This is a genomic window from Halarchaeum salinum (assembly GCF_039520965.1).
Lineage (GTDB): Archaea > Halobacteriota > Halobacteria > Halobacteriales > Halobacteriaceae > Halarchaeum > Halarchaeum salinum.
This window is the reverse complement of sequence record NZ_BAAABL010000059.1, coordinates 55301-81272: the sequence shown is the minus strand read 5'-3', so window position 1 is coordinate 81272 and position 25972 is coordinate 55301. Positions and strand designations below refer to the sequence as shown.

Below are 25972 nucleotides of genomic sequence, written 5' to 3'. Positions count from 1 at the left end.
CTGGCTCACCGGCGCGCTCACCCTCTGTTACAGCGACACCCACTCCCGGCGCTCGTCGCTCGTCCCGATGGCCTCGATAACGCGCTGGACGTCGCGGCCTGTCCCGAAGTCCGGGTCGTAGTCGTCGCCCGCCGCCGCGGCGGTGAGGAACGCGGCGTTCTCGTGGACGAATGTGTGCTCCCACCCGATAGTGTGGCCGGGCGGCCACCAGTGCTCGATGTAGGGGTCGTCCTCGTCGGTGACGAGCACGCGCTCGAAGCCGCGATCGTCGCCGCGGAGCACGTCGAGTTCGTTGAGCCGTTCGAGGTCGAAGCGGATCGCGCCCGCCGTCCCCTCGATTTCGAGGGCGTTCGTGTTCTTATGCCCGGTCGCACAGCGCGTCGCCTCGAACGTCGCCGTCGCGCCGTTCGCCAGCTCCGCCTGCGCGCTGAACGCGTCCTCGACCGTGACGGGCCGCGACTCCCCGTCCTCATCGGGGCGCTCCTCGACGAACGTCGTGCAGTTCCCGCTGATCGCCGCGATATCATCGACGAGGAACTGGACGAGGTCGATACTGTGCGCGCCGAGGTCGCCCAGCACGCCCGACCCCGCGCTGTCGGCGTCGAGTCGCCACGACCACGGCGCGTTGGGATCGACGAGCCAGTCCTGGAGGTAGCGCGCGCGGACGTGTCTGATCTCGCCGAGGACGCCGTCGGCAATCAGTTGCCGGGCGTACTCGATGGCGGGGACGAACCGGTAGTTGAACGCGGTCGCGGCGACGGCGTCGCTCTCCGCCGCGGCGTCGGCCATCCGCTCGGCGTCCGCGAGCGTCGGCGCGAGCGGTTTCTCGCAGAGGACGTGCACGTCGTGTTCGAGCGCGTAGATCGACGGCTCGACGTGGACGTGGTTCGGCCCGAGATTGTAGAAAACATCGACGCGGTCGATCGTGTCCCGCCAGCCGGTCTCGACGGCGGCGAAGCCGAAGCGATCGGCGGCGTCGCGCGCCGCATCGGCGTCGCGGCCGCAGAGAACGTCGAGAGAGACGTCCGGGGCATCGGGGAAGAACATCGGGAGACGCTGGAGCGCGTTCGCGTGCGCCTTCCCCATGAAGCCGTAGCCGAGGACGCCGACGGAGAGCGTGTCGGTGCTCATGCAGGCTCTTCACCCGGGGGGAGCGTGAAAGTGACGCACGACGAGGGACCGACAGGCGAAACGACATACCCTCGCGGCCGACCCCCGGCACCGGCGGCGAGAACACGCATCGGTCGCCGCGACCGCCGCTTATTCCGCGCGGGCGCTCGAAGCGTGATTCATGTCCACGGAGATGACCGCACACCGGATCGCGGCGTACGGTGACGCGGACGCCTTCAAGACCGAGACGGTTCCAGTCCCGGAGCCGGATCCCGGCGAGATCCGCGTCGAGGTCGCGGCCTCAAGCGTCAACCCCGTCGACTACAAGATTCGACGGGGCGACATTCCGGATTTCGCGCCGGAACTCCCGGCGACGCTCGGCTGTGACGTTTCGGGCGTCGTCGACGCAGTCGGCGAGGGCGTCGAGGCGTTCGACGTTGGCGACGAGGTGTATGGGATGCCCGGCGGGGCGGGTCGACAGGGTGCGCTCGCGGACTACGTCGTCGGCCACTCGGGGACGTTCGCACACGCGCCGTCGTCGATCCCGCTGGCCGACGCCGCGTCGCTCCCGGTCGTCGGGCTGACGGCGTGGGAGATGCTGACCGACAAGGCGGCGGCCGGCCTCGGCGACGAGGTACTCGTCTACGGCGCGGGCGGCGGCGTCGGGCACATCGGCGTCCAGCTCGCCGACTGGCTCGGCTGTGAAGTGACAGCAACCGGCTCGACAGCAGTGAAACGCGACTTCGCGGCGACGCTCGGTGCGGACGCGACCGTCGACTACACGACGACCGACGTCGAGACGTACGTCGCCGAGCACGCGAGCGGCGGCGGTTTCGACGTCGTCTTCGATCCTGTCGGTGATGACCATCTCGCGACGTCGTTCGAAGCCGTCCGCCCGTACGGTGCAGTCGTGACCACGGAGTCCAGCGCCGCGGAATCGCTCTCGCTCGCGCCGATGCACGCGAACTCGCTCGAACTCGGCGTCGTACTCGTCATCCTTCCCGTCCTCCTCGGTGAGGGCCAAGAACGCATCGGCGAGGAACTCGCGGACCTGGCGACGCTCGTCGACGACGGCGCGATTACGCCACACATCGACGAGCGCTTCGCGTTCGCGGACGTGGCCGACGCACACCGCCGCGCGGAGAACGGCGACTTCCGCGGGAAGCTCCTCCTCGTGAACGAATAGCGCCCGGAGAATCACACCGGTCCGTCCGCAGTATCACGGGTCTAATCGGGGATATACTGCTGTTTCCGGGGTTTTCTCTGACAGCGGACGCATCGGCTATTTGGGGTGGCTTAGCGACGCCGCCAGTGACGACCGAGACGCTGTGCGGTCGGGAGGTGCCAGTCGAGCGAGACCGCGAGGAGTCGCGTGCAGACGGTGACACTTGCACAGAGTGCCGCGGCCGGCCCAGGGGAGCCGCCGATGCTCGCGGCCAGCCAGTACGCGACGCCGCCGAGGACCGCACAGCTGGCGTAGAAGTCGTCGAAGAGGACGAACGGCTGGCGACCGAGGAGGAGGTCGGCGAGCGCGCCGCCACCGACGGCGTTGATCGTGGCGACGGCGACGACACCGAATCCCGAGACGCCGACGTTCGTCGCGACGATCGCGCCCGCGGTCGTGAACGCCGCGAGGCCGATCGCGTCCGCGACGAGCGTCGCCGGATGTTCGTCGGCGGCGTCGAGGACGATATGCGCGCAGACGGCGAGCGCGACGCCGAGCAGCGCGAGCGAGATTTCGCCGAACGAACGGAGGACGAGCGGGACGCGTCCGACGAGGACGTCCCGCGTCGCGCCGCCCGCGAACGCCGTCGCGAGGCCGACGACGGTGACGCCGAACAGATCGAACTCCTCGCGGATCGCCTTCGTCGCACCGACGAGCGCGAACGCGACGAGGCCGACGGCGTTCATGACGGCGAACGGGCGGACAGGGACGGCGGCGACGACGTCCGACAGCACGCTCGATCCCACGGCGTCGGTGCTATTGAGGCCACCGTTCGATGGATGTCGGGCACGGTGCGCATCGAGTCCGTCGTGCGTCCGGTCCGTCGTGCGTCCGGTCCGTCGTGCGTCCGGTCCGTCGCGCGTCCGGTCCGTCGTGCGTCAGTCGCGGTAGTCGCGTTCCGCGACTGCCCGAACCGGCGCGCCGTCCGCGTCGATCGCCAGCGGGTACGCCCGAAGGGTGAAGCGCTCCGGGACCGCATCACGGATCGCGAGGTTCTCGAAGACGAGCTGTTCCGCCCCGAGTAGGCGCTCGTGTGCGGGGACGCCGGTCGGTTCGTCCGGTCCGGCGTTCGCCGTCGGTGTCGGATCGGGGCTGAACGTGTCGAGCGCGAGGTGATAGCCGTGCTCGACGCACCACGCCGCGGCGTCGGCGGTAAGGTACGGGTGGTCGGCGTACTCGGGTGTTCCCCATTTCTCGGCCCATCCCGTGTCGAGGACGAGCACGTCCGCGTCGTCGGGCGTGGGGAACCGTTCGGGGCCGATGGCCTCGCGGGCGTCAACATCGAGCGTGACGCGTCGCGCGTCGAGTCGGAAGTCCGCGAGGTCGAACGCGCCGAGCGTCGCCCCGTCGGGATCGACGTGCCGTGGTGCGTCGACGTGCGTACCGGTATGCGTCCCGAACGCGAGTGCGGAGACGCGATAGCCGTCGTCGTCGTGCGTCGCCGCGGCGTCGATCGACACCCCGGGATCGCCCGGATAGACCGGCATCCCCGTCGCGAGTTCGTGCGTGAGATCGGCGGGGGCCGGGGTGGCTCCGTCTCCCGTCGGGGGCATCGCGTCGATGTTCGTCGCGTCGGCGCTTGCCACGTTGTCCCGGTTCGCGCCGGCCGCGAGGACCCGCGCCGCGAGCGCGTCGCTGTCGGCGTCGTCGGGACTCGACACACGTTCGAGGACCGGATCGGCGTACGAGGTCGCTCCCGGGTCGCCGACGACGAGTTTCGGTAGCGTTGACCCCGAAAAGCCCTCGGCGAGCACAGCGTCAACGTCAGCCCCGAACTCGGCGAGCGCGCGGTCGAGAGCGGCGTCCGGTCCGCCGTCGTCCTTTCCGACGGGCTGGAACGACGCAGTGAGATCTGGCGTGACGCCGACGACGCGTGCCGCGCCCGCCGTCCGGTGCCGGTGGGTGTCCTTGCCGGGATCGTCGAGTTCGACGGCATGATGGATGCCCTTGACCGTGCCGACGGTCGCGCCCGCGCGATCGAGCGCCGGGACGAGGCGCTCGACCAGCGTGGTCTTCCCCGCGTCGCTCTCGCCGACGATACTGACGACCTTCATGGCGTCGCGTACGCCGCGGTGACGGGTAAGGCGTTCGTCGCAGGGCGAACGGTGGCGTTACTCCGTCTGTTCAGCGCGCGCGGCATACGCTGACAGCCCCTCGTCGACGACCTCGCGGTAACGCGCGTCGTCGATGTCGAGCGCGACCGCGGTGTTCGGGGCTTCGTCGTAGACGCCGTGTTGGTCGCAGACGACCGAGCCGTGCGAGGGGCCGCCGCTCGTGTCGATCTCGCAGTAGTAGTCCGCAAAGTCGAGTGTGTCGGGATCGACGAGGTCCGCGAGCACGGCGGCGTCGTGGATCGACGGCCCGGTCTCGTCGACGTCGATGGCGTCTGCTGGGTAGCGTAGCCACGCGGCGATCGTCTCGAAGACGCCGCCGCGCTCCTCGTACGACTCGATCCGCTCGAAGGGGATCGTCGCGTCGTTCGTCACGTCGAGGCCGACCATTCGCGGATGGGCATCCTGGACGACGCGGCTCGCTGCCGCCGGGTCGTTGTGGAAGTTCGCCTCCGCGACCGGCGTCACGTTGCCGCCCGCGAGCGCCGCGCCACCCATCACGTAGATGTCGTCGACGATCTCGGGGAGTGTAGGCTCCTTCGCGAGTGCGAGCGCAAGGTTCGTGAGCGGCCCGACAGCCGCGATCGTTAGGTCGTCGCCGTGCTCGCGGGCCTGCCGCACGATGACATCCGCGGCGTGCTCGTCGCCGATGTTGCCGCTCGGATACGGGAGGTCGCCGCGGATACCGCCCCCGCCGTGGATCCACTCGGCAGTCGCGAGTTCGTCGACGAGCGGCCGGGCGCATCCGCGCGCGACGGGGACATCGTAGCCGCCGAGTTCGAGGATCGCGCGGGCATTATGCGTCGTGTTCTCGACGGTCGTGTTCCCGCAGACCGTCGTGACGCCGACGACGTCGATCGCGGCGTGTCCGAGTGCGGCCGCGAGCATCACCGCGTCGTCGCACCCGGGGTCGGTGTCGAAGAGCACTTTCCGTGCCATCTACGCGAACGGGCCGACCTCGTCGACGGGCGTGACGGAGTAGTCGACGGTGAGCGTGTCCTTCGTCGCGCGGATCTTCCCGACAAACGTCGAGATGGTGTCGAGTCGCCCCTCGAGGATGAACAGTTCCATGCAGTGGTGGTCGCCGACGTGGCTGTGGAAGTTCGCGGCGACGATCGACTCGTTCTCGTGGCGTAGGTGCATCATCTTCTCCTCGACGTTCGTCGTTTCGTAGTCGAAGAGGACGGTGACGACGGCCATCAGGTCGCGGTCCTCGAGGCGTTTGTCCTCGAACTCCCCGAGAAGGTTGCGTGCGGCCTCCCGGACGACTTCTGAACGACCCGTGTAGCCGTGTTCGTCCGCGAACTCGTCGATTCGATCGGCGAGTTCGTCGGGCATCGAGATGGAGACGACAGCCATTGTTAGTAACTCAGGTAGTGGTCGGTGATAAGGATTTGTAGACTCCCGTTGGATGAGCAACATCGTCCCGGCGTTCGGAATCACGAGACCGATGGCGAACTACGCGGGGTTCCCCGCCACGAGGACGGCCGTCATGACGATCCTGCTGTGGGTCGATCGCACCGAGATCATTCCGGTGCCCGTCCTGGTGACGCCGTCGTTCTGTCAGTTCGTACCGTCGGTCGAAACCCACTTCTTCCCGGCACGTTTTGGAAGCCGGTATGCATACACGGAGGGGTCGGCGATGCGCGTGCTGATCGTCGGGGCCGGCGAGGTCGGCTCCAGCATCGCCGCGGACCTCAGTGAGTCACACGAGGTCGTCGTCGTCGACGTCGACGCCGACTACGTCGAGCAACTCCAGTACGACCTCGACGTGCTCCCCGTGCAGGGTGACGGGACCGATCCGGACGTCCTGGAGGAAGCCGGGGTCGCTGACGCCGACATCGTCATCGCGTCGACGGACGACGACGAGACGAACCTCGCGATCTGCGGGACGGCGGCGACACTCGCCGACCCATTCACCATCGCGCGCGTCCAGAAAACCGCGTATCTGCGGACGTGGCGACGGACGCAGCGGGCGTTCGACGTCGACTTCATGGTGTGCACCGACCTCCTGACCGCCCAGGCCATCGTCCGCCTCATCGAGTTCCCGACCGCGACGGACGTCGATCCCTTCTCGTCCGGGCGCGTCCAGATGGCGGAGTTCGAAGTGGCCCCCGAGAGCGAGATCGCCGGCCAAACCGTCCAAGAAGCCGATCGGTTCGAGTCGCTGACTTTCGCGGCGATCGTCGAGGACGGCGAGGCCACCATCCCGGCGGGCGAGACAGTGCTCACGGGGGGGTCGAACGTGCTCGTCATCGGGACGCCGGACAGCGTCGAGTCGTTCGCCGCCGCGGTCGCCCCCGCGAGCGCAGCCGCGGGCGTCGACGACATCGTTGTCGTCGGCGGCGGACAGCAGGGATTCCTCGTCGCCGAGCACCTCGAAGAGCGCGGTTTCCGGCCTCGGCTCATCGAGCGGGACGAGACGCGCGCGCGTGACCTCGCCGAGCAGCTGCCGAAGACGACCGTGATGGCACACGACGCGACCGACGCGGACTTCCTCGCCAGTGAGAACGTCGGCGAGGCGGACGTCGTCATCGCCTGTCTGGACAGCGACGAGAAGTGTCTGCTCGTCTCGCTGCTCTCGAAGCGTCTGGGCGCACAGCGGGCGATCGCGTCGATCGAGACACCGGAGTACGTCTCGCTCTTCGAGACGGTCGGGATCGACGTCGCCGTGAACCCCCGCGAGATCACGGCTGAGGAGATCACGCGCTTCACGCGCGAGCGCCGTGCCGAGAACGTCGCAATCGTCGAACCGGGTGGGGCGGAGGTCCTCGAGGTCGAAATCGACGCAGAAAGCGTGCTCGCCGGCCGCCCGATCCGCGAGGCCGTCGCCGACCTTCCGAGCGAGATCGTCGTCGGTGCGATCACGCGCGACGACACCGTTATCACGCCCCGCGGTGACACGGTTGTCGAGGTTGGCGATCACGTCGTCGTCTTCGTGCCGACGGGCGCGCAGGCGGCGATTGCGGAGCAGCTATGACGGGACGCGCAGTCCGCGTCGACTGGCGGGCGAGCCTCGCGCTCGTCGGGAGCGTCCTCACCTACCTCGCCGTCCCGCTCTGTTTCCCGCTCGCCATCGCGCTCTACTACGGCGACGGCGGGCTCGTCGCGTTCGTCGTCACGATCGCGGTGACGCTCCTCGTCGGGTTCGGACTCGGCCGTCTTGACGACGACCCCGACATCGGCGCGCGCGAGGGGTTCTTGATGGTGTCACTGACGTGGCTCGCGGTCGCGATCGTCGGCGCGATCCCGTACCTGATTGAGGCCCACGGGATTCCCGGCGTCGTCGCGGCGACCCACCCCGAATCGGCGCTCGGCAATCCCGCCTATGCGCTCTTCGAGTCGATGAGCGGGTTCACGACGACGGGCGCGACGGTGCTCGGGAGCATCTCGTTCGACGCGCACACGCGCGCGATGATGATGTGGCGACAGGAGACCCAGTGGCTCGGCGGCATGGGGATCGTCGTCCTCGCCGTCGCCATCCTCCCGAAGCTCTCCGTCGGGGGCGCACAGCTGATGGAGGCGGAAGCACCCGGCCCCGGATTGGAGAAGTTCACACCGAAGATCGCGGAGACGGCGCGCGCGCTCTGGGGACTCTACATGGGGCTGACCGCCCTCGAAATCGCCCTCCTCTACGGGCTCCACCTCCTCGGCCCGGTCGTCGACGCGCCGCTCGCGCCGAACATGACGTTCTACAACGCCGTCGCGCACGGCCTGACGACGATGCCGACCGGCGGGTTCTCGCCAATGGCGCGCAGCATCGAGGCGTTCAGCGCCGTCGTTCAGTGGGTCATCGTCCCGTTCATGATCGCGGCCGGCGTCAACTTCGCGCTGTTCTGGCACGTCTGGACCGGCGAGCCCCACCACCTCCGCGAGGACGCCGAGTTCCGCGGGTACGTCGGCCTCCTCGCCGTTGCCACCGCGATCGTCGCCGCGCTCCTCTACACGGACGCCGGCCTCGCGGGGATCGCGGGCGCTATCGAGCCGTCGCTCCGCCACGCCGTCTTCCAGGTCGCGTCGTTCGTCACGACCACGGGCTACGCGAGCATGGACTTCAACGCGTGGGGGACGCCCGCGAAGTACATCCTCCTCGCCCTGCTGTTCGTCGGCGGTTCCGCGGGCAGCACCGGCGGTGGTATCAAGATCGTGCGCTGGCTCGTCGTTCTGAAGTCCGTGCGGCGCGAGCTCTTCACGACCGTCCACCCGGACGCCATCAAGCCCGTTCGACTCGGCGGGATGGTCGTCGACGAGTCCGCCGTGCGGGGCATCCAGGCGTTCACGCTCTTCTATCTCGCCCTCTTCGCCGTCGCCAGCGTCCTCGTTATCGCGAACGGTGCCGCCGTCGACGGCGGGATGACGGTGCTCGAGGGCGTCAGCGCGACCGCCTCCACGCTGGGGAACGTCGGGCCGGGATTCGGCGCGTTCGGCCCGATGGACAGCTATCGGCCGTTCCCGGACTCGACGAAACTCTTCATGGTCGGGCTCATGTGGGTCGGCCGCCTCGAAGTGTTCCCCGTGCTCGTGCTGCTGACGCGCTCCTACTGGACGTCGTGAGCGCCGAAGGCGCGGAGGGTGTCCGTCGGGACGCCCTGCGTGGAGAAGAGACGGACCCGATCACCCGGTTCGAGGGCCGTATCGCCGTTCGGCGTGACGCTCGTCTCGTCGCGTTCGAGCGCGACCACGAGGACATCCTCGCCGACGAGCCCGTCCGCGTTCGCCTCCTTCAGCGTGCGCCCGGCGATCGTGGCCTCGTCCGCGACAGTGACGGTCAACACCTCCTCGTCCGCAGCGACGCCGAGTGTCCCGTCCGCGCCCGTTTCCGCCTCTTCCGGCCCGAACGCGTGGTACGGGTGGTGGCGTTCGGCGCGCATCAGGTCCTCATCCTCGATCTCGACGCCGAGGTTCGTGAGCTTCCGGGAGATCCGTGAAAGGTCCGCAGTGTCCGTCCCGACGGCCTTCACGCGAAGGTTCCCGCGTCCGGTCATGGCCTCGCGCACGCCGATGACGCCGGGCACGCTCAGCACCTGCGCGGCGAGGCGTTCCTGCTCCGCGGCGGTCGTCGTGCAACGTAGGAGGCCTGTGAGCCGCCCGCCGACACGCTCGTAGTCCACATGGGCGTGGTAACCCGTGATGACGTCCGCCTCCTCTAAGCGCTGGATACGGTTGCGCACGGTGCCGGGCGAGACGTCAGCCTCGCGTGCGATATCGGCAGCGGTCGCCCCCCGCGCGTCGCGCGCCAACCGGTAGAGGATCAACTCGTCCAGTTCGTCGAACTCCGAACTCACTCATATACCTCTCTCCGGATTCGGTAAATCCGTTCCGGTCGGACCCACCTGGATTCTGGAAAGCCTAAAATAGACTGCATATAGTACGCTTACAGTAATTTTCCTAGTGCTTTATGAGCTATCGGAAACACCGTGGCGGATATGCAGTTCGCAGCTCCCCGACGTGGCGCACGCCGCGGTGGTACGCGATGAGCGATCCGGCCGGCGACGTCGAGACCGAGCTAAGCCGCGATATCGGACTCGTCGGCGCTGTCGCTATCGGCGTCGGGACGATGATCGCCGCCGGTATCTTTGTCCTCTCCGGCCTCGCCGTCTCGAACGTCGGCGCGGCCGCCATCGTCGCGTTCCTCCTCGCGGCCGTCGTCGCGTCGTTCACCGCGTTCGCGTACGCCGAGTTCGCCTCCATCTACCCCGAGTCGGGCGGGGGCTACATGTACGTCGCGAACGTCTTCGACACCGACCTCACCTACATCGTCGGCTGGTCGATGATCCTCGGCTACCCCGCGTCAGCGGCGTTCTACCTCGCGAGCTTCTCCGACTGGTTCTACCGCTTCATGTACCCCGCACTCAGTATTCCGGATGCGCTGCCATTCTGGATCCCCGGCCTTCTCATCCTCGCGCTCCTCGTCGGCGTCAATCTCAAAGGCACCGAGGAGACGGGTATGTTCCAGATCGCCATCACGGGCTTGAAGGTCGCGCTCATCGGACTCTTCCTCTACGGCGGCTTGCAGGCGTTCGACGCGAGCGCCATTACGGTCTCGCTCGCCGAGAACATCACGCACGTTCGGGACATCGGGATGACGAGCGCGCTCGTCTTCATCACGTTCTTCGGCTTCGAGGCGATCGCGACCAACGCCGAGGAGATCAAGAATCCCGGCAAGACCGTTCCGCGCGCGATCTTCTTCAGCATGGGCTTCGTGACGGTCGTCTACGCGCTCGTCGTCCTCGTCATCGTCATCGCCATCCACGACCCGCAGTTCCTCTCCTTCCTCGCCGAGAAGGCCGGCCTCGGGAGTGCGGCGGCCGCTGAGCAGTTCATCGCCTCGAACGGCGAGATCGCGATGGGGCGCGCCGCCCAATACTACCTCGGCGACGTCGGTTTCTACGTCATCATCGTCGGCGCGCTCCTGTCGATGCTCTCCGCCGCGAACGCCACCATCCTCGCCGGCTCACGCGTCAAGCTCGCGATGGCGCGCCGCGACCACCACCATCCTCGCCGGCTCACGCGTCAAGCTCGCGATGGCGCGCCGCGACCACCTCCCCAGCCAGTTCGAGGACCTCCACCCTAGTCTGAACACGCCCTACAAGTCCGTCCTCCTCACCGGTGGGCTCATCCTCTTCTACGTCGTCGTCTTCACCGTCCTCTTCGGCGCGCCGCCCGGCACCGAGGGCGACGCGAGCACCGTCCACGTCGCCGGCTTTACCCTCCACCTCGGACTGGAGGCGCTGACGCACTTCGCGGACTTCATGCTCCTCGGCGGGCTCGTCGTCGTGAACCTCGCCGTCGTGCGCTCCCGGCGGAAACACCCCGACATCGACCGGGGCTTCGAGGTGCCGTTCGTCCCGTGGGTGCCCGCCGTCGCCGTCGTCGCGAACCTCGTCCTCCTGTTGAACGTCAGCCCGACGAGCTTCGTTATTGGCGTCCTCGCGGAAGTCGTCGGCGTCGCCTTCTGGTTCACTGTCCTCTCCGGAAGGTCGGGCGAGCACGCGGAGCGCGAGACGCCCACCGTCGTCAGCGAGCGCCAACCCGCCGAGCGCGACTACCGCATCGTCGTTCCCGTGGCGAACCCCGCGCACACCGAGCAGCTCGTCGGAACCGCCGATGACATCGCGACGGCGCGCGACGGTGAAGTCATCGTGATGTCCGCCGTCGTCCTCCCCGATCAGACGCCGCTCTCCGAGGGACGGCAGTTCGTCGACGAAAAACGTGCTGTGCTCGATAACGCGATGGCCATCGCTGAGGACGCCGACGTCCCCGTCTCCGGCGTCGTCCGCATCGCCCACGACCCCGCGGACGCCATCCTCAACACGCTCGAACAGCACGACGCCGACGCCGTCCTCATGGGGTGGAGCGGCACCGCGAATCGGCAGCGCGATGTCGTCTTCGGGAGTACCGTGGACGACGTCGCCGAGCAGGCCCCCTGTGACGTGCTCGTCGAGGAGACGACCGGATTCCGCGAGGACATCGACGAGATACTGCTCCCGGCGGCCGGCGGCGCGAACGCCGCGCTCTCCGCGGACGTCGCAAGCGCTGTCGCCCACACCGACGACGCCACCGTCCGCGTCGTCCACGTCGTCGCACCGGACGCCGACGAGGCGGCCCGCCGGGAGGGGGACGCGCGACTCGAAGCTGCTCTCGATCTGCTCGGTGACGGCGTCACGACCGAGGCAGCGCTCCTCGAAGGCGATGACGTCGCGGACACCATCGTCGCCGCGACCGCCGAGGCGGACCTCACCGTCCTCGGCGCAACCCGCGAGGGCGCTGTCGAGCAGTTCCTCTTCGGGTCGATTCCCGAGACGGTCGCCCGGCGTGCCGAGAGCCCCGTCATCGTGACGAAGCGCTCCGAGGGGATTCGCGGCTGGGCTCGACGGCTCCGTGACGTCCTCCGGTAAGCGCTGCGCGCTATCCACAGGTCAGTAGCCTTTTGCCGTCGACACTCGACGCCACGAGTAATGAGTGAAGACGCCAGCGGGGGCAACGTCGAGACGGAGCTCTCCCGGGACATGGGACTGCTCCCCATCACCTTCATCGGCGTCGGAGCGATGATCGGTGCGGGGGTCTTTGCCCTCACCGGTCAGGCGGCCGGCCTCGCCGGCCCCGCGCTCCTCCTCGCGTTCCTTCTCAACGGTATCGTCGCCTCGTTCACCGCGATGAGCTACGCCGAACTCGGCGCGGCCTTCCCGCGCTCGGGCGGCGCGTACAACTGGGTGAGCGAGGCGCTCCCGCGTCCATGGGGCTTCTTCACTGGATGGGCGAACTGGTTCGCGCAGGCCGTCGCCTGTGCGCTCTACTCCGTCACGTTCGGTGTCTTCTTCATGGCGTTCGTCAGCATCATCATCACGGGCGGTGCGACCACCGAGGGCGCGCACTTCCTCGGGATCGCCCAACACCTCTGGGCGAAGGGCCTCGCCGCCGTCGTCGTGGGGTTCTTCGGCTACATCAACTACCGGGGTGCCGAGGAGACCGGCACGATCGGCATCGTCGTCACCAGCGCGAAGATCGTCATCCTTGCGGTCTTCGTGCTCTTCGGCGCGTTCGCCACGTTCGAGAACCCGAACTGGACCGCGAAGTTCATCGGCGAACACGGCTTCTTCGCCACGGGCGCGTCCGGCGTGATGGCCGCGATGGGCTTCACCTACGTCGCCTTTGAGGGGTACGACATCATCGTGCAGTCCGGTGAGGAGGTCATCGACCCCGGGGTAAACATCCCGAAGGCCATCTTCTACTCAATCGTCGTCGTCATCCCGATCTACATCCTCGTCGCGTTCGCCGCCATCGGCGGTATCGACGTCACGCAGCACATCCTCGAACTGGCCGGCCTTACGGACCCGAACACGCCGACGTACCTCATTCTCGGGAACCTCGGCGAGCTCGGCATCATTCAGGCCGCCGGTCAGTTCGTTCCCTACGGGCTGCCGCTGCTCCTGATCGCCGGGCTCGCGGCGACGATGAGCGCGCTGAACGCGACGCTCTACGCCTCCTCGCGCATCGCGTACTCGATGAGCCGCGATAAGCTCCTGCCGGACCCGCTCTCCGACATTCACCCGGAGACGCGCTCGCCGTACTACGCCATCGCGGCGTCCGCGGTCCTCATCGCCATCATGGCGCTCTCGTTGCCGATCAACTCCGTCGCGTCCTCGTCGTCCGTGATGTTCCTTCTGCTGTTCTCGATGGTGAACATCGCGCTGATCTTCATGCGGCGCAACCGCCCCGACCTCGAACGCCCCTTCGAGGTGCCGGGCTTCCCGTACACGCCCGCACTCGGTATCGCCTTCCAGCTCATTCTCGCGCCGTTCCTCCTGCAGTCGCTCGGCCTCGGGTTCGGCGAGGAGGGGTTCATCTCCCTCGTCACGATAGCCATCTGGTTCGCCATCGGGATCGCCGTCTACTACGGGTACAGCGAGGCGCGCGAACGCGAGCGCATGGAGGAGGAGGCACCGGCGGTCGTCCACGAGCGGACGCCGACCGGCCGCGAGTCACAGATCCTCGTGCCGATTGCGAACCCCGAGCACGCAGAGCAGTTCATGCGCACCGCCGTCGACGTCGCGACGGACCGTGACGCCGAGATCCTCGTGATGAGCGTCGTCACCGTCCCCCAGCAGACGCCGCTCGAGAAGGGCCGCCAGTTCGTCGACGACAAACGCGCGGTGTTGGAGGAGGCGATGACGGTCGCGGAGGACGCGGATGTCCCCGTCAACGGCACCGTCCGCATCGGCCACGATGTCTCGCAGGCAATCCTCAACACGATCGAACAAGAGGAGAGCGACGCCGTCCTCCTGGGGTGGCGCGGGCGCTCGCGTCGGCGTGACTTCGTGCTCGGGAGCAACCTCGACACGGTCGTCACCGACGCCGACTGTGACGTCCTCGTCGAGAAGGTCGGCGAGAGCGCTGACGGCGACGTCGACTCGATCTTCCTCCCGACGGCGGGTGGCCCGCACGCCGAACTCGCTGCGGAGGTCGCACGGGCCGTCGCGCGCACCGAAGCCGCGACCGTCGAGGTCGCACACGTCATCGCGCCGGATGCGACCGAGGACGAGCGCGCCGACGCCGAGGAGCGCATCGAGAGCACGATGGCCGTCCTCGAAGACGTCGATGCGGAGCGCGCACTCCTCGATGGTTCGGACGTCGCGGACACGATCGTCGATCGTTCGAGCGCACACGACCTGACGATCGTCGGCGCGACCCGCGAGAGCCTGCTCCAACAGCTCACCTTCGGCGCGATCCCCGAAGAGGTCGGCCGCCGCATCTCGACGCCGGTCGTGATGACCAAGCGGAACCTCGGAATCGGGAGCCGGGTTCAGCGGTGGTTCTCGCGAACGTAAGTGAGGGAGAACTCAACGGAGCGTCGCTCCGCGTTAGTTCAGTCGGACGTAGCCCGACTGAACCCAGTATCCGGTGGGTTACGCTGGTTCTCGCGAACGTAAGTGAGGGAGAACTCAGCGGAGCGTTGCTCCGCGTTAGTTCAGTCGGACGTAGCCCGACTGAACCCAGCGGGACGAAGTCTCGCGTTGGTTTTCGCGAGCGGACGCGAGCGAAGTGCGTGGCCGGTCCGAACGTAAGTGAGGGAGAACCAAATGCTGTTTTCCGCTCACCACATCGGGCGGGAATGTGTTCTGTGAGCGCGTCACGCGCCGAGCGTGACGCTCGCTGTGTCGAAGAACGCGGTCTCGTAGCCCTCGTGGCGCGAGATCTGGGGCGGGAGGTCGAGGCTGACGGTCGCGCGTTCGATGTCGCCGCCGATCGTGACGCCGTAATGATGGCCGAGGTCGGCGTCGGTGGTCTCCGTGAGGTCGTATCGCTCGCCGTCGACGCGAGCGCTGAATCCCGCCATCGGGAGTGGGTAGCGGTTGTACGGCGTGCGTGGGGAGACGGCGAGATAGGTGTCGCTCTCATCGCCGCTGAATCGGGTGGCGTCGTCGAGGACGGTCGCGACGACGGCCGCGTCACCCACCGTCCCGGTCCCGAGGGGGCGGCCGGGGAGCGCGTCGGGCTTCGGGAGGGTCGAGTCGGGGAGCATCTCCATGTTCATCGGGTCGACAGCGCCGCGTTCGCCCGCGCGGTCGAGCGTTCGATAGGCGATGGCGTCGAGTTCGGCGGCGGAGTAGGCGAGCGAGAAGTCGAACGTCGCGGAATCGGGGGCTGCGACGCCGCCGGTACGCCGGACGGCGGGCGCACCGACGCGGACGGAGACATCGTACGTCCCGCCGCCGGGGAGCGCGACGTTGTCGCCGAAGTGGAAGCCCATTCGCTGGGAAAGCATCGGCCACGGGGCGTTCGACGTGACGACGGCTCCGTCGTCGGCGAACCGGAGCATCGGGCTCAGATCGGTGAGTCGCTGGCCGGTCTTCGTGTCCCAGACGACCGGCATGACGTGGATCTCGTCGCCGGCCGTGGGGGACGCTTTGGGCGTCTCGTCGCCGGTGACGAGCCAGAACGTCTCCGGCACCGTGTACGTGAGCGCGCAGGCGTAGCCGTTCGCCTTTTGCATGCCGCTCATCGCCATTCCGTCGACGTGCGTCGGGTAGTAGACGGCGTCGGGGCGATCGCTGAGTGGCGTGCTCGTACGTGACCCGCCGTTCTGCGTCTCCTCGTTGGTGAGGTTCAGCGAGGAGCAGCCGGCGAGGCCGGCGAGCGCGCCCGCCCCGAGCGTCGCGAGGAACGCCCGCCGGGACCCGGACGCATGGCGTGCACGCCTACGCATCGCCACGGGGGGTCGGGAGGGCGCGTTTCGAGCGTGGGGGAACGAGGTAGTTTCCGCGGTTCGCGATGTCCATGTACTGGAGGATGCCGTTGTTGGTGCGTCGCCCGACCGGCGTGTCGCCGGCGAGTTCGTCCCCAGTCATGGCGTCGCGGGTGGCGACGAAGTCGTCGATGGCGCGCTGGAAACTGACGAAGTGGAGGCCGGCGTGGTCACCGTCCGTCGAGTCGAAGTCGCGTCGGAGGATGATTGGACGGCCGTCCTCGCGGACGTCGACCATCTTCTGGTTGTGCCCGACGACGCCGTCCTCGCTGGCGGCTTGTGCGGCAGGTTTGGCCTTCGACATCGCCGCGTCGGTGCCGAGGTTGTCGCCCGTCCCCTCGACGATGTCGTTCTCGGCGTGATACGGACAGAACATTTTCCCGACGCGGGCCTCGCGGTCGTCCTGCTCGTACCACTGTTCGAGGTTCAAGCGCATGTAGGAGGCGTGCTGTGTGGTGCCGCCGGCGAACGGGCCATTCCGGATGGTGACGCGCTCCTCGGTGGCCTGCGTCTTCGTGAACCCGGATTTGAACCCCATGTAGAGTGGCGCGTCCTCGGGGACCGGTTCGGACGTCGGCACGCCGTTCGCGTCCTGGTGCTCCGCGGGGAGGCCGTCGCCCTTGAAGCCGGTGCGACGCTGCGCGACGTCGAGCACGCCGTTGAAGCCGGCCGTAACGTCGACACCGTTGAGGGTATCTTTCTCGCCGGTGAGGGCCTGCTCGGCGGCGAGCAGGACGTGTGCGTGGTCGCTCGCGAGGTAGAGGAGGGCGTCGGGTGTGTCGAGGGTCGGATCCTCAAAGGACGCAAGCGCGCGTGGGTCGGGTAGCGGGGTCGATTCGGGGAGCGACGCGTCGAAGCGCGCGAAGTACGCCGGGGAGTACGCCATCGTCGAGAGGAGCCCGTCGTGGCTCCACGCGTACGCGCGATCGAGCGTCGAGAGCGCGGTCGCGACCGCTTCGCGCTCGCCCACCGTCGGCGTGCCGTTGCCCTCGTAGTCGAGGAGGAGGAGGAGGCGATGGGGCGGTTCGACAGCGTTGCCGTGGTCGTCGCGCGCGAGCGCGTCGTTCCACGCGTGCTGGCGCTCCGGCGGACTCTCGCTCCCCGTCGGGACATCGCCGCTGTCCGTCCGGTTCAGACACGCGGAAAGGGCGCTCGCACCGCCGATCGCCAGCGCCGACTTTACGAACGCGCGCCGGTCGATCCCGCGGTTCGGTCCGTCACTCATGCGCGTCGGTTGGGGACGCGGAGGGATATGCGCTCCTGGTTCGATCGGACGCCACGTCGCGGCGCTACTCGTCATCCGCTGGGCGGACGTACCAGCGCGTCCCGCTCGAGTGCGCCCAGCGCTCGGCGACGACCCCGATTTCCTCGCCGTCGAAGCGCCCGAGGAACTGCCCGATCTGGCTCGCGGAGAGCGTGAGGCCCGCGGCGAGGTCCTTACTCTTGCAGTGAACCGTCTCGGGGTCAAGTGGTTCGAGAGAGCTTCGCTCTCTCGTCATCACGAGACGGCTTCGCCGTCTCGGACGACCCCGAGGCTTCCCGTAGTTCACTCGGACACACCGATTCGACCCTGACAGTCAGCTTGCCTTCAAGTCTGGAACGGTGAAGCCGAACGCCGGATTTACCGGCTACCCTGCTGGGTTCGAGGCCGAGTTCACGGACAACCCCCACCCGCCACGAGCGAACCCGTCAGGGTGAGCGAAGTAGGGTGGGGTAGTTGACAGACGGTACACGGTTTCTCAAACTGACGGCTCCACTCTACGATGTGACGACTCACCTTGTGGAGCCGGTCGCGGACGAACCGTTCCTCACGGCTCTTCGAGCGTGTCGTGAATACTTTCCCCGCGTTCTACACGCGCTTCCGCATCTTGAACTTGATTTCGGGGAAGTCGATGACCAACGTATCTTCGACACCATCCGCTGAGAGTGCGGTCAGGGCCACGTTGTCCTCGTTCACGTCCACACCGACAACCGTCCGCGATTCCTGCTTGACTCGAACGGTCTGTTCGGTTTACGACGCGCGCATGCGTGCGCGGCGATAGCCCCCAGCCTACTCGTGTCCGAACACCCGTACCGGCTCGTAGGGTTCCTCCAGATACGCCATCTCGGAGTCGGAGAGGTCGATCTCGGTGGCCTCGACGGCGTCCTCCAAGTGCTCGACACTCGTCGTCCCGACGATCGGTGCGGTCACGGTCTCCTTGTGGAGGAGCCACGCGAGCGCGATCTGCGCCATCTTCACGCCCTTCTCGTCGGCGAGCTCCTGGACGCGCTCGTTGATCTCGATGCCCCCACCCTCGAAGTACGGCGTGTCGAACGTGTCGGCCTCCGCCTCGCCGCGCGTCGTTGCCCGTGACTCCTCGTGCGGACGCGTCAGCTGTCCGCCCGCCATCGGGCTCCACGGGATGACGCCGACCTCCTCGCGCTCGCAGAGCGGCAGCATCTCGCGCTCCTCCTCCCGATAGGCGAGGTTGTAGAGGTTCTGCATCGTCTCGAAGGACACCAGCCCTTCGCGCTCGCTCGTTCGGAGGGCGTCGGCGAACTGATGCGCCCACATCGACGACGCGCCGATGTGTCGGACCTGCCCGCGACGTACCGCGTCGTCGAGCGCGCGCAGCGTCGTCTCGATCGGCGTCTCGTCGTCCCAGCGGTGGATCTGGTAGAGATCGAGGGTGTCCATCCCGAGGCGATCGAGGGTGTTTTCGAGCTCCTGCTCGATCGTCTTCCGCGAGAGCCCGCCCGCGTTCGGGTGCGGGTCCTCCTCCGCCGGGAAGAAGACTTTCGAGGCGACGACCTGCTCGTCGCGTTCGTACTCGTCGAGCACGCCGCCGAGGATCTCCTCCGACTCCCCGTTCGAGTACGTGTTCGCCGTATCGAAGAAGTTGATCCCGAGGTCGATCGCGCGCTCGATGACCTCGCGGCTCTCCGCTTCGTCGAGCATCCAGTCCGCACCGCTCCCGAAGCTCATACAGCCCAGACAGAGTTCGCTGACCTCGACGCCCGTCGACCCGAGTGTCGTGTACTCCATGTGAGCGGACGGTCGGCGGCGAGCGGCAAGTAGGTTCAGGTGGCGGCACGCGTCGCCCGTCCCGACCGCCCGGTTCGCCACTCGCCGCCGCGGGGCGCGGGCACCTGATTTCGGTCCGCGTCAGTCGTCGGCAGTGTACGCGCCGCCGCGACGCACGAAGATGTCTTCAGAGGGTAATCGGGAGAAATGCACCGACCGGGATTTGAACCCGGGCCATGAGCTTGGAAGGCTCAGGTCCTAGCCACTAGACCATCGGTGCTCTCACTACGGTCGATCACCTGGCCCGACATCGCTGCGCTCTGTCGGACATCGGTGCTGGCTGCATCTGCTGTTTCTCGTCGGTCGCTAAAGACGGTTTCCTTTCACGACGCGACGACGGCGTAGGCGTTCCCCCGTGACTCGTACACCTCGACGACGTCGAGGTCGGAGTCATCGAGGTCCGTACGGAACTCGGCGGGGTCGTAGATGTGGTAGAAGCGGTCTTCGGTGTCGCCGCCGGGGAGCGTCCACTCGACGGTGGTGTCGAAGCCCGTTTCGGGGTCGAAGCGATCGTGCGTCGTGCTCCAGACGCTGATGAGCGCCTCGCCGTCGGGCGCGAGGACGCGCGCGAGGTCGTCGAGGCTGTCGACGCGGGCACTCCGACTGGGGAGGTGGTGGAGCGTCGCGACGTAGACGGCGAGGTCGACCGTGTCGTCACACAGCGGGATGCGCTGGGCGTCGCCTCGAACGAGCCCGAGCGCGTCGTCGTACCCGTTCTCGACGGCGCGTGCGCGTGCTTCGGCGAGGAGGCCGATACTGGCGTCGACGCCGACGGCGGTATCACAGGACTCAGCGAGGAGTTCGGCGTGTCGACCGTTGCCACAGCCGAGGTCGAGGCCGCGCGTGCCCGTCCGAGTCTCGATGAAGTCGGCGACGTCGGGCCACGGGTGTGCGCGGGTCTCCGAGAAGTGTGCGGCGATGCGGTCGTAGACGCGGTGCGGTGCGGGATCGCCGGTCGGGGTGGGGGTGTCGGTCATGATCAGGCGAGGAAGAGGAAGATTCCGTAGGCGATGGTGAGCATGATGAAGGCGTGTTTCGCGCCCGAGCGGATGTCCGTCTCGCTCATCTGCCCGGCGACGAACCCCGAGCAGACGGCCTGCACGAGGGCGGTGTGGAAGAAGAGGAGGCTGTACGCGGCCTTCTTCGCCTCTGTGAGTTGGCCGATGTTCCCGATGGACTGGCCGGCCGCGCCCGCGAACTGGTCGGCGGTCGGGATTGCGGGGACGAAGATGGTGTCGAGTGCGACGATGATCGCGATGAAGACGAAGAAGGCGAGGTAGATGACGACGAGGTAGGTGACGAGTTCGTTCCGGCGCTTTTGCTTGAGCCGCCGGGTCGATTGGGCCTCGTCGGCGGCGATGCGGAGGACGGGAGCGAGGTCACTCGTCGCGCTCATCGCGTTCGTCGTGAGTGTTACGACGCGCGTGATCATCGGCGTGCGAACGCGCTCCTCGAAGCGCGTGAGCGCGGCCTCGACGGGCGCACCCCAGCGGACGTCGGTCCACGTTCGATCGACCTCCTCGTTCAGGCCGCCGAGGTCGCCGCGTGCGACGCGCTCGATGCTGGCGACGATCGGCATGCCGGCCTCGTTCGTGCTGGCGAGGCGATCGAGGAAGTCGGGTACGGCGCGCTCGACGGCCTCCAAGCGGCGTTTGCGGATCTCCCAGACGACGGCGAACGTGCCAATGAGGAAGAGGAGGGCCTGAATGACCGGGTCGTCGAGCGTGGGGAGAAGCAGTTCGAGGCGTTCCGGTCGGACGAGTGCGAGGATCGAGAGCCCGCGCTCGCTGAGCGTGAGCCCCCAGCGGACGGCGATCGAGAGCACGGCGAGCGGTGCGGTCACGACGAGGAGCCAGACCGGCCGCTCGGTGATCGTCTCGAGTGGGTGTGTGAGCGCGTAGCGTGCCGGCGCGAGGTCGTTGTAGGCGCGGAGTCGCGCGCGATTGCGTTCGTCCGTCGCGACGGCGTCCGTGTCGAGCGCGCGGGACGGCGTGCCGCCGTCCGCCGCCGTGCTCACTTCGTCGGGTGTCTGTGTGACGTAGTCGTAGCGGACCTCCGCTTCGTGCTCGCCGTCCCCGCCCTGTGTGTCGCTCGTGATCGTGTCGAGGTAGACGATGAACCCCAGCGTCCCCAGCGGGAGGATCGCGTAGGCGAACGCCCGGAGGAAGCCGAGCGTGCCGCCGGAGACGAGGCCGATGACGACGAGGATGGTGATGAGGAAGAGCGGCCCGGCGACGAAGACGGTGACGTACCCCTCTGCGAGCGTCGAGAGGAGTTCGAGGAAGCGCTCCTGTTCGCTCTCCGCCTCCTCCTTGTACTGGTCGTATTCGTTGCGGAGGAAGACGCTCACGCTCTGTCCGGACTGGAGGACGCTCGTCAGGTTCTCGACGAACTCCTGAAAGTCCTCGCTGGGCGTCCGTCGGCCGGTCCGACGGAGGGCGTTGATGACGTCCGCGCCGAAGAGGTCGATGTCGCGGACCGTGACGCCGAACTCGGCCGCGCTCTCCCCGTAGACATGCTGGTTCTGCGAGAGGATCCGCAGGATCTTCGTGAACCCCATCCCGGAGCGTGAGAGGGCGAACATGAACGCGACGTTGCGCTGGAGGGTGTTCTCGATGAACCGCTCGCGCTCGCCCGCCTTATACTGCGGGAGGAGCCAGCGGTACTCGTAGGCGGCCACGCCCGCGAGCAGGCCGATGATGGCGCTCGCTCCCGCGACGACGGCGAACAGCTCGATCGGGGCGAGCGACGACGTGGTCGGGATCGCCACACGGGAGACATGGGGGGGAAGCAGGTCGAGGAGGAGCAGGCCGGCGACGCCGAGGTAGAGCCCGAAGATGCTGCCGACGACGACGGCGATCCCCGTGTAGAGGTAGGTGACGGCGGCGTACGCGGCGTACGGCCGGGAGATGTGGGCGGCCCGGAGCGACTGGGCGTGTCCGCGGTTCGCGCTCGCGCGCGAGCGAGCGAGCGAGTCGAACAGCGCGATCGCGAGGCGTCGCACCACCCGTTCGAGCCCGCTATTGAGCGGGACGCAGGCGAGACAGACGACCAGGACGCCGCCGACGACGAGCGGGAGGTATTCGAACACGGGTCACTCGGCGTCGCCGTCGAGGTGGCGATCGACGCGCTCGACGACCCGTTCGGGGTCCGCGTAATACTCGTTGATCAGCGCGGTGAACTCCCGGTAGTCCGTGACGTCGCGTTCGACGAGATAGCGGAGGACGCGCTTGCGGTTGCGCAGCTCTCGGAGGAGCTCGGCGCGCCCCCACCCGCGGTCGTCGCGGATCTCGTCGAGGACGGCGCTGTCCTGCTGGACGAAGCGATCCCTGCCCGGTTCCCACTCGAACGCCGTCGAGTAGTCGAGGTCGCCCGTCCGCTGATCGATCCCCTCGATCTCGGCGATGACGCGGTTGCGCCGGACGCGCTCGTCGCCGACGTACGTCAACGTCTGCACGCAGAGGATGTCGAGGCTCTGGATCATCGCCCGCGGGACGTTGATCGGGTCGTTTTCCAACCGATTGATCGCCGTCTGGACGCTGTCGGCGTGCATCGTCGAGTACGTCGTGTGCCCCGTGTTCATCGCCTGGAACAGCGTCATCGCTTCCTCCCCGCGCACCTCGCCGACGATGATGTACTCGGGGCGGTGTCGTAGCGCGGAACGGAGCAGGTCGTACATGGTGATGTCCGAGCTGTCCCCGAGGCTCTCGCGCGTCACGGAGGAGAGCCAGTTGTCGTGATAGAGGGTGAGCTCGCGGGTGTCCTCGATGGTGAGCACCTTCGAGCGCGGCGGCACGAACATCGAGACGGCGTTCATCGAGGTGGTCTTCCCCGAGGCGGTGCCGCCCGCGAACAACAGGCTCTTGTTGGACTCGATGGCGAGCCAGAGATACGCCATCTGGTCGAGGTCGAACGTCTCGTAGTCGACGAGCGTCGCGGGCGTGAAGGGTTCCTCCGAGTATTGGCGGATGGTGAACGCAGAGCCGCGCGGGGTGACCTCCTCGCCGAGGGCGAGTTCGGCGCGCGAGCCGTCCGGGAGCGTCGTCTCCGTCATGGGGTCCCCGACGCTGATGTGTCGTCCCGACTGCTGGGCGAGGCGGACGATGAAGTTGTCGAGCTCGTCGCGCTCGTAGGAGATGTTCGTCTCGATGTCCGTGTAGCGGTCGTGGTAGACGAACAGCGGGATCTCGTAGCCGTCACAGGAGATGTCCTCGACGTGGTCGTCGTGCATCACCGGATCGAGCTGTTCGTACCCTTCGAACGCCCGGTAGAGGTAGTAAAAGAGGCGGTGGAAGGTCTCCGGGGAGACGTCCGCGCCGTACTCCGCTAAGAGCTCGCTGGTCTGCTCTCTGAGGACGGATTCTGCTTCCTCGGGGTCGTATTCGGCGTCGTAGACGAGCGTGTCGCGGACGTCGGCGAAGAGGTTCGAGAGCAGTTCGCGCTCGACGTCGTCCAACGCCGGCTCGACGACGTGATAGCGGTGTTCGTTCTCCGCGTCGTTGTACCCAACCCAGACGAATGCGTACGGGGCGTTGACCCAGTAGCGATCCACCTCCTCGTACCCGTCGAGGCCGTCGAACGTGACCAATGGATCGTGGACCGACGGGCGATAGTCCTCGGCCGGGACCGTCGAACCGCGCAGCATCTCGACCGTTCGAGCGAGACGCCACCGGAACCGTTCGACGCGGCCCGAGACCGAGTCGGGAAGCTGGCTGGACATCGGGACTCTACCCGACAAACACACCGCCATCGGGTAAAAAGCTGTCCGCACGGGGACTCGCGGCGTCACGTTCAAGTCGTGGGATACCGTACCGTAGAACGTACTCAGATGCGGCGCGAGGATTTCACGCTCGACGTCAGCGACGTGGAGTGGGTGGAGACGGGCGGCGACCCGAAACGGCCGACGGTCACCATCGACTTCGACGGCTCACGCACCGATCTCGACGAACGCCTCACCGGCCCCGAAGACGTGGCTCTCGATGCCGACGAGACCGACGTGACGCTCCGCCTCCAAGGCAACCCGGACGATCCCGCGACGACCGGCGTCGTCGCCGTCACCGACCGCGTCACGGGCGGTCTCCTCCTCGAACTCGACGAGGACGCCGACGACGTGCTCCGGTTCGTTCGAGCCGCACGCGCGTACGGCGAACGCACCGACGCGGCCGAAGGCGGCTATCGCGTCGTCATCGCCGTCGACGGCGAGCCCGTGCGCACCTACGCGAAGGAGACCTTCCTCGTCTACAGCGAGGACGGCGACCTCCTTCGCAGCCGCAGCCTCATCCCCGGCGGCGTCGAGCTCTGACGGTAATTCTTTCTTCACGGCACCACCACGTCCGCTATGGACCTCTTCGGCACCGCGGGCATCCGCGGGAGCGCACGGAGCCGCGTGACGCCGGATCTCGCCCTCACCGTCGGTCGCGCCGCCGGTCTGCACGCCGACACCGCCGAGTTCGTCGTCGGCCGCGACGGTCGCGAGACGGGCGACGCCCTCGAAGCCGCGATGGCCGCCGGCCTCGAATCCGCCGGTGTCGACGTCCGACTCGTCGGGCAGGTTCCGACGCCCGCGCTCGCGTGGGCCTCGCGCGGCCGCCACGGCGTCATGCTCACCGCCTCGCACAACCCGCCGGCGGACAACGGCATCAAACTCTTCGCGGACGGCGTCGAGTACGGCGACGCGGCCGAAACGGCGATCGAGGCGCGCGTCGATGACGAGGAGCTCCCCGTCGCGTGGGACGCGTGGGGGGCGCGCGAGCGTCTCGACGTCATCGACGACTACCGCGGAGCCGTCGTGGACTACGCGCGCGGACACGGTGCGCCCCCCGACGGCCTGCGTATCGCGTGCGACTGCGGGAACGGGATGGCCGCGCGCGCGGTCCCGCAGACCCTCCGCGAACTCGGCGCGGACGTCGTCGCGCTGAACGCCAACGTGGACGGGCATTTCTCGGGCCGACCGAGCAAGCCGACGCCGGAGACGGTGCGCGATCTCCGGGCGTTCGTGGCCGATACCGACGACGTCGACGTCGGGCTCGCGCACGACGGCGACGCGGACCGGATCGTCGTCGTGGACGGCGATGGCGAGGTCGTCCACGAGGACACCGTGCTCGCGGTGCTCGCCGAACACTACACGCGGGCGAGCGACGTCGCCGATCCCATGGTCGTGACGACGCCGAACGCCTCCGGGCGGATCGACGAGCGCGTCCGCGCGGCCGGCGGGCGGACCGAGCGCGTTCGTCTCGGCGCGCTCCACGAGGGGATCGCGAGCGCGCGCGACGCGGATGGTGACGTCGTCTTCGCGGCCGAGCCGTGGAAGCACATCCACACGCGCTTCGGCGGCTGGATCGACGGCGTCGCCTCCGCGGCGGTGCTCGCGCGCCTCATCGCGGACGCCGGCGGGCTCGACGCCCTGCGCGACCCCGTGACCGAGCGGCCGTACCGCAAGCTCTCCGTCGAGTGCCCGGACGACGCGAAGCCTGCCATAATGGACGCGCTCGGAGACGCCCTCCCGGCGGCATTCCCCGACGCCGACGTCTCGACGGAGTACGGTGTCCGTCTCACCTTCCCCGACGACGCGTGGACGCTGGTACGTCCGTCCGGCACGGAGCCGTACGTCCGGCTCTACGCAGAGAGTGAGGACGTCGATGCCCTCGTCGACGACGTCCGGACGGTCGTCGAAGACGCGATCGCGGACGCGACGTAGTCACGGAATCGCGTGCCGC

Annotated in this window: 21 protein-coding genes, 1 tRNA gene and 2 pseudogenes; 9 read left to right on the top strand and 15 right to left on the bottom strand. The window is 67.9% G+C overall.

Annotated features, from left to right (window positions below; translation table 11 throughout):
- Positions 1-27: 27 nt before the first annotated feature.
- A complete protein-coding gene (locus ABDZ36_RS10440) occupies positions 28-1131 on the bottom strand; it encodes a Gfo/Idh/MocA family protein (RefSeq protein ID WP_211312157.1) in 1104 nt (367 codons plus the stop codon).
- A 160-nt stretch (positions 1132-1291) separates the two neighbouring features.
- Here ABDZ36_RS10440 and ABDZ36_RS10435 point away from each other — a divergent pair, with 160 nt between their 5' ends.
- Positions 1292-2296: a zinc-binding dehydrogenase gene (locus ABDZ36_RS10435; RefSeq protein ID WP_211312158.1), complete on the top strand. Its 1005-nt coding sequence runs from the start codon at positions 1292-1294 to the stop codon at positions 2294-2296.
- Between the two features lie 110 nt (positions 2297-2406).
- Here ABDZ36_RS10435 and ABDZ36_RS10430 read toward each other — a convergent pair whose 3' ends face one another.
- The 4 genes from ABDZ36_RS10430 to ABDZ36_RS10415 all read right to left on the bottom strand — a co-directional run bounded on the left by ABDZ36_RS10430 (position 2407) and on the right by ABDZ36_RS10415 (position 5805).
- Entirely contained in the window at positions 2407-3021 is a 615-nt protein-coding gene (locus ABDZ36_RS10430; RefSeq protein ID WP_211312222.1) for a trimeric intracellular cation channel family protein, read from the bottom strand.
- A 192-nt stretch (positions 3022-3213) separates the two neighbouring features.
- Positions 3214-4389, bottom strand: coding sequence for a molybdopterin-guanine dinucleotide biosynthesis protein B (mobB, locus tag ABDZ36_RS10425; protein ID WP_211312159.1), 1176 nt, complete (start codon positions 4387-4389; stop codon positions 3214-3216).
- Between the two features lie 57 nt (positions 4390-4446).
- A complete protein-coding gene (locus ABDZ36_RS10420) occupies positions 4447-5385 on the bottom strand; it encodes a nucleoside hydrolase (RefSeq protein WP_211312160.1) in 939 nt (312 codons plus the stop codon).
- Positions 5386-5805, bottom strand: coding sequence for a CopG family ribbon-helix-helix protein (locus tag ABDZ36_RS10415; protein WP_211312161.1), 420 nt, complete (start codon positions 5803-5805; stop codon positions 5386-5388).
- A 283-nt stretch (positions 5806-6088) separates the two neighbouring features.
- On the opposite strand from ABDZ36_RS10415, the gene trkA reads away from it, so the two are divergent.
- Positions 6089-7426 carry a Trk system potassium transporter TrkA gene (trkA, locus tag ABDZ36_RS10410; protein WP_211312223.1) on the top strand — a complete coding sequence of 446 codons (1338 nt, stop codon included), beginning with the start codon at positions 6089-6091 and terminating at the stop codon, positions 7424-7426.
- Positions 7423-9000 carry a TrkH family potassium uptake protein gene (locus ABDZ36_RS10405; protein ID WP_211312162.1) on the top strand — a complete coding sequence of 526 codons (1578 nt, stop codon included), beginning with the start codon at positions 7423-7425 and terminating at the stop codon, positions 8998-9000. The genes trkA and ABDZ36_RS10405 overlap by 4 nt, the downstream gene beginning before the upstream one ends.
- Here the strand turns inward: ABDZ36_RS10405 and ABDZ36_RS10400 are convergent.
- The gene (locus tag ABDZ36_RS10400; protein WP_211312163.1) at positions 8985-9731 is read right to left on the bottom strand and encodes an Lrp/AsnC family transcriptional regulator; all 747 of its coding nucleotides are present in this window, start codon (positions 9729-9731) and stop codon (positions 8985-8987) included. The two genes, ABDZ36_RS10405 and ABDZ36_RS10400, sit on opposite strands and share 16 nt — an antisense overlap.
- Before the next feature lie 188 nt (positions 9732-9919).
- On the opposite strand from ABDZ36_RS10400, the gene ABDZ36_RS14895 reads away from it, so the two are divergent.
- The 3 genes from ABDZ36_RS14895 to ABDZ36_RS10390 are packed head-to-tail and all read left to right on the top strand — an operon-like array spanning position 9920 to position 14774.
- Positions 9920-11020 (top strand): APC family permease, encoded by a 1101-nt coding sequence (locus ABDZ36_RS14895; protein WP_425545312.1) that lies wholly within the window; start codon positions 9920-9922, stop codon positions 11018-11020.
- Complete coding sequence (locus ABDZ36_RS14890) at positions 10971-12344, top strand: universal stress protein (protein ID WP_425545311.1); 1374 nt, start codon at positions 10971-10973, stop codon at positions 12342-12344. The genes ABDZ36_RS14895 and ABDZ36_RS14890 overlap by 50 nt, the downstream gene beginning before the upstream one ends.
- 60 nt (positions 12345-12404) lie before the next feature.
- Positions 12405-14774: an amino acid permease gene (locus ABDZ36_RS10390; RefSeq protein ID WP_343749305.1), complete on the top strand. Its 2370-nt coding sequence runs from the start codon at positions 12405-12407 to the stop codon at positions 14772-14774.
- Positions 14775-15076: 302 nt separating this feature from the next.
- On the opposite strand, the gene ABDZ36_RS10385 is transcribed toward ABDZ36_RS10390, so the two are convergent.
- The 3 genes from ABDZ36_RS10385 to ABDZ36_RS10375 form a co-directional block, all read right to left on the bottom strand.
- Positions 15077-16153 carry a DUF7350 domain-containing protein gene (locus tag ABDZ36_RS10385; RefSeq protein WP_211312164.1) on the bottom strand — a complete coding sequence of 359 codons (1077 nt, stop codon included), beginning with the start codon at positions 16151-16153 and terminating at the stop codon, positions 15077-15079.
- Entirely contained in the window at positions 16146-17417 is a 1272-nt protein-coding gene (locus tag ABDZ36_RS10380; protein ID WP_211312165.1) for a DUF7405 family protein, read from the bottom strand. Before ABDZ36_RS10380 ends, ABDZ36_RS10385 begins: the two co-directional genes overlap by 8 nt.
- 64 nt (positions 17418-17481) lie before the next feature.
- A complete protein-coding gene (locus ABDZ36_RS10375; protein ID WP_211312166.1) occupies positions 17482-17691 on the bottom strand; it encodes a DUF7123 family protein in 210 nt (69 codons plus the stop codon).
- A gap of 73 nt (positions 17692-17764) precedes the next feature.
- Here ABDZ36_RS10375 and ABDZ36_RS10370 point away from each other — a divergent pair.
- Positions 17765-17890: pseudogene (locus tag ABDZ36_RS10370) on the top strand (RNA-guided endonuclease InsQ/TnpB family protein); the annotation flags it as partial.
- Between the two features lie 25 nt (positions 17891-17915).
- Here the strand turns inward: ABDZ36_RS10370 and ABDZ36_RS10365 are convergent.
- The 6 genes and pseudogenes from ABDZ36_RS10365 to ABDZ36_RS10340 all read right to left on the bottom strand — a co-directional run.
- A pseudogene (locus tag ABDZ36_RS10365) lies at positions 17916-18203 on the bottom strand (RNA-guided endonuclease TnpB family protein); the annotation flags it as partial.
- A 39-nt stretch (positions 18204-18242) separates the two neighbouring features.
- The gene (locus ABDZ36_RS10360) at positions 18243-19217 is read right to left on the bottom strand and encodes an aldo/keto reductase (protein WP_211312167.1); all 975 of its coding nucleotides are present in this window, start codon (positions 19215-19217) and stop codon (positions 18243-18245) included.
- Between the two features lie 187 nt (positions 19218-19404).
- Positions 19405-19476 (bottom strand) — tRNA-Gly (locus ABDZ36_RS10355).
- 103 nt (positions 19477-19579) lie between these two features.
- The gene (locus tag ABDZ36_RS10350) at positions 19580-20233 is read right to left on the bottom strand and encodes a class I SAM-dependent methyltransferase (RefSeq protein ID WP_211312168.1); all 654 of its coding nucleotides are present in this window, start codon (positions 20231-20233) and stop codon (positions 19580-19582) included.
- Between the two features lie 2 nt (positions 20234-20235).
- On the bottom strand, positions 20236-22347 hold the full coding sequence (locus ABDZ36_RS10345; RefSeq protein ID WP_211312169.1) for a type II secretion system F family protein: 2112 nt from the start codon (positions 22345-22347) through the stop codon (positions 20236-20238).
- Positions 22348-22350: 3 nt separating this feature from the next.
- Positions 22351-23976, bottom strand: coding sequence for a type II/IV secretion system ATPase subunit (locus ABDZ36_RS10340; RefSeq protein ID WP_211312170.1), 1626 nt, complete (start codon positions 23974-23976; stop codon positions 22351-22353).
- 108 nt (positions 23977-24084) lie between these two features.
- On the opposite strand from ABDZ36_RS10340, the gene ABDZ36_RS10335 reads away from it, so the two are divergent.
- On the top strand, positions 24085-24558 hold the full coding sequence (locus ABDZ36_RS10335; RefSeq protein ID WP_211312171.1) for a DUF5793 family protein: 474 nt from the start codon (positions 24085-24087) through the stop codon (positions 24556-24558).
- A gap of 36 nt (positions 24559-24594) precedes the next feature.
- Entirely contained in the window at positions 24595-25953 is a 1359-nt protein-coding gene (locus ABDZ36_RS10330; RefSeq protein WP_211312172.1) for a phosphohexomutase domain-containing protein, read from the top strand.
- The last annotated feature ends 19 nt before the right edge of the window (positions 25954-25972 follow it).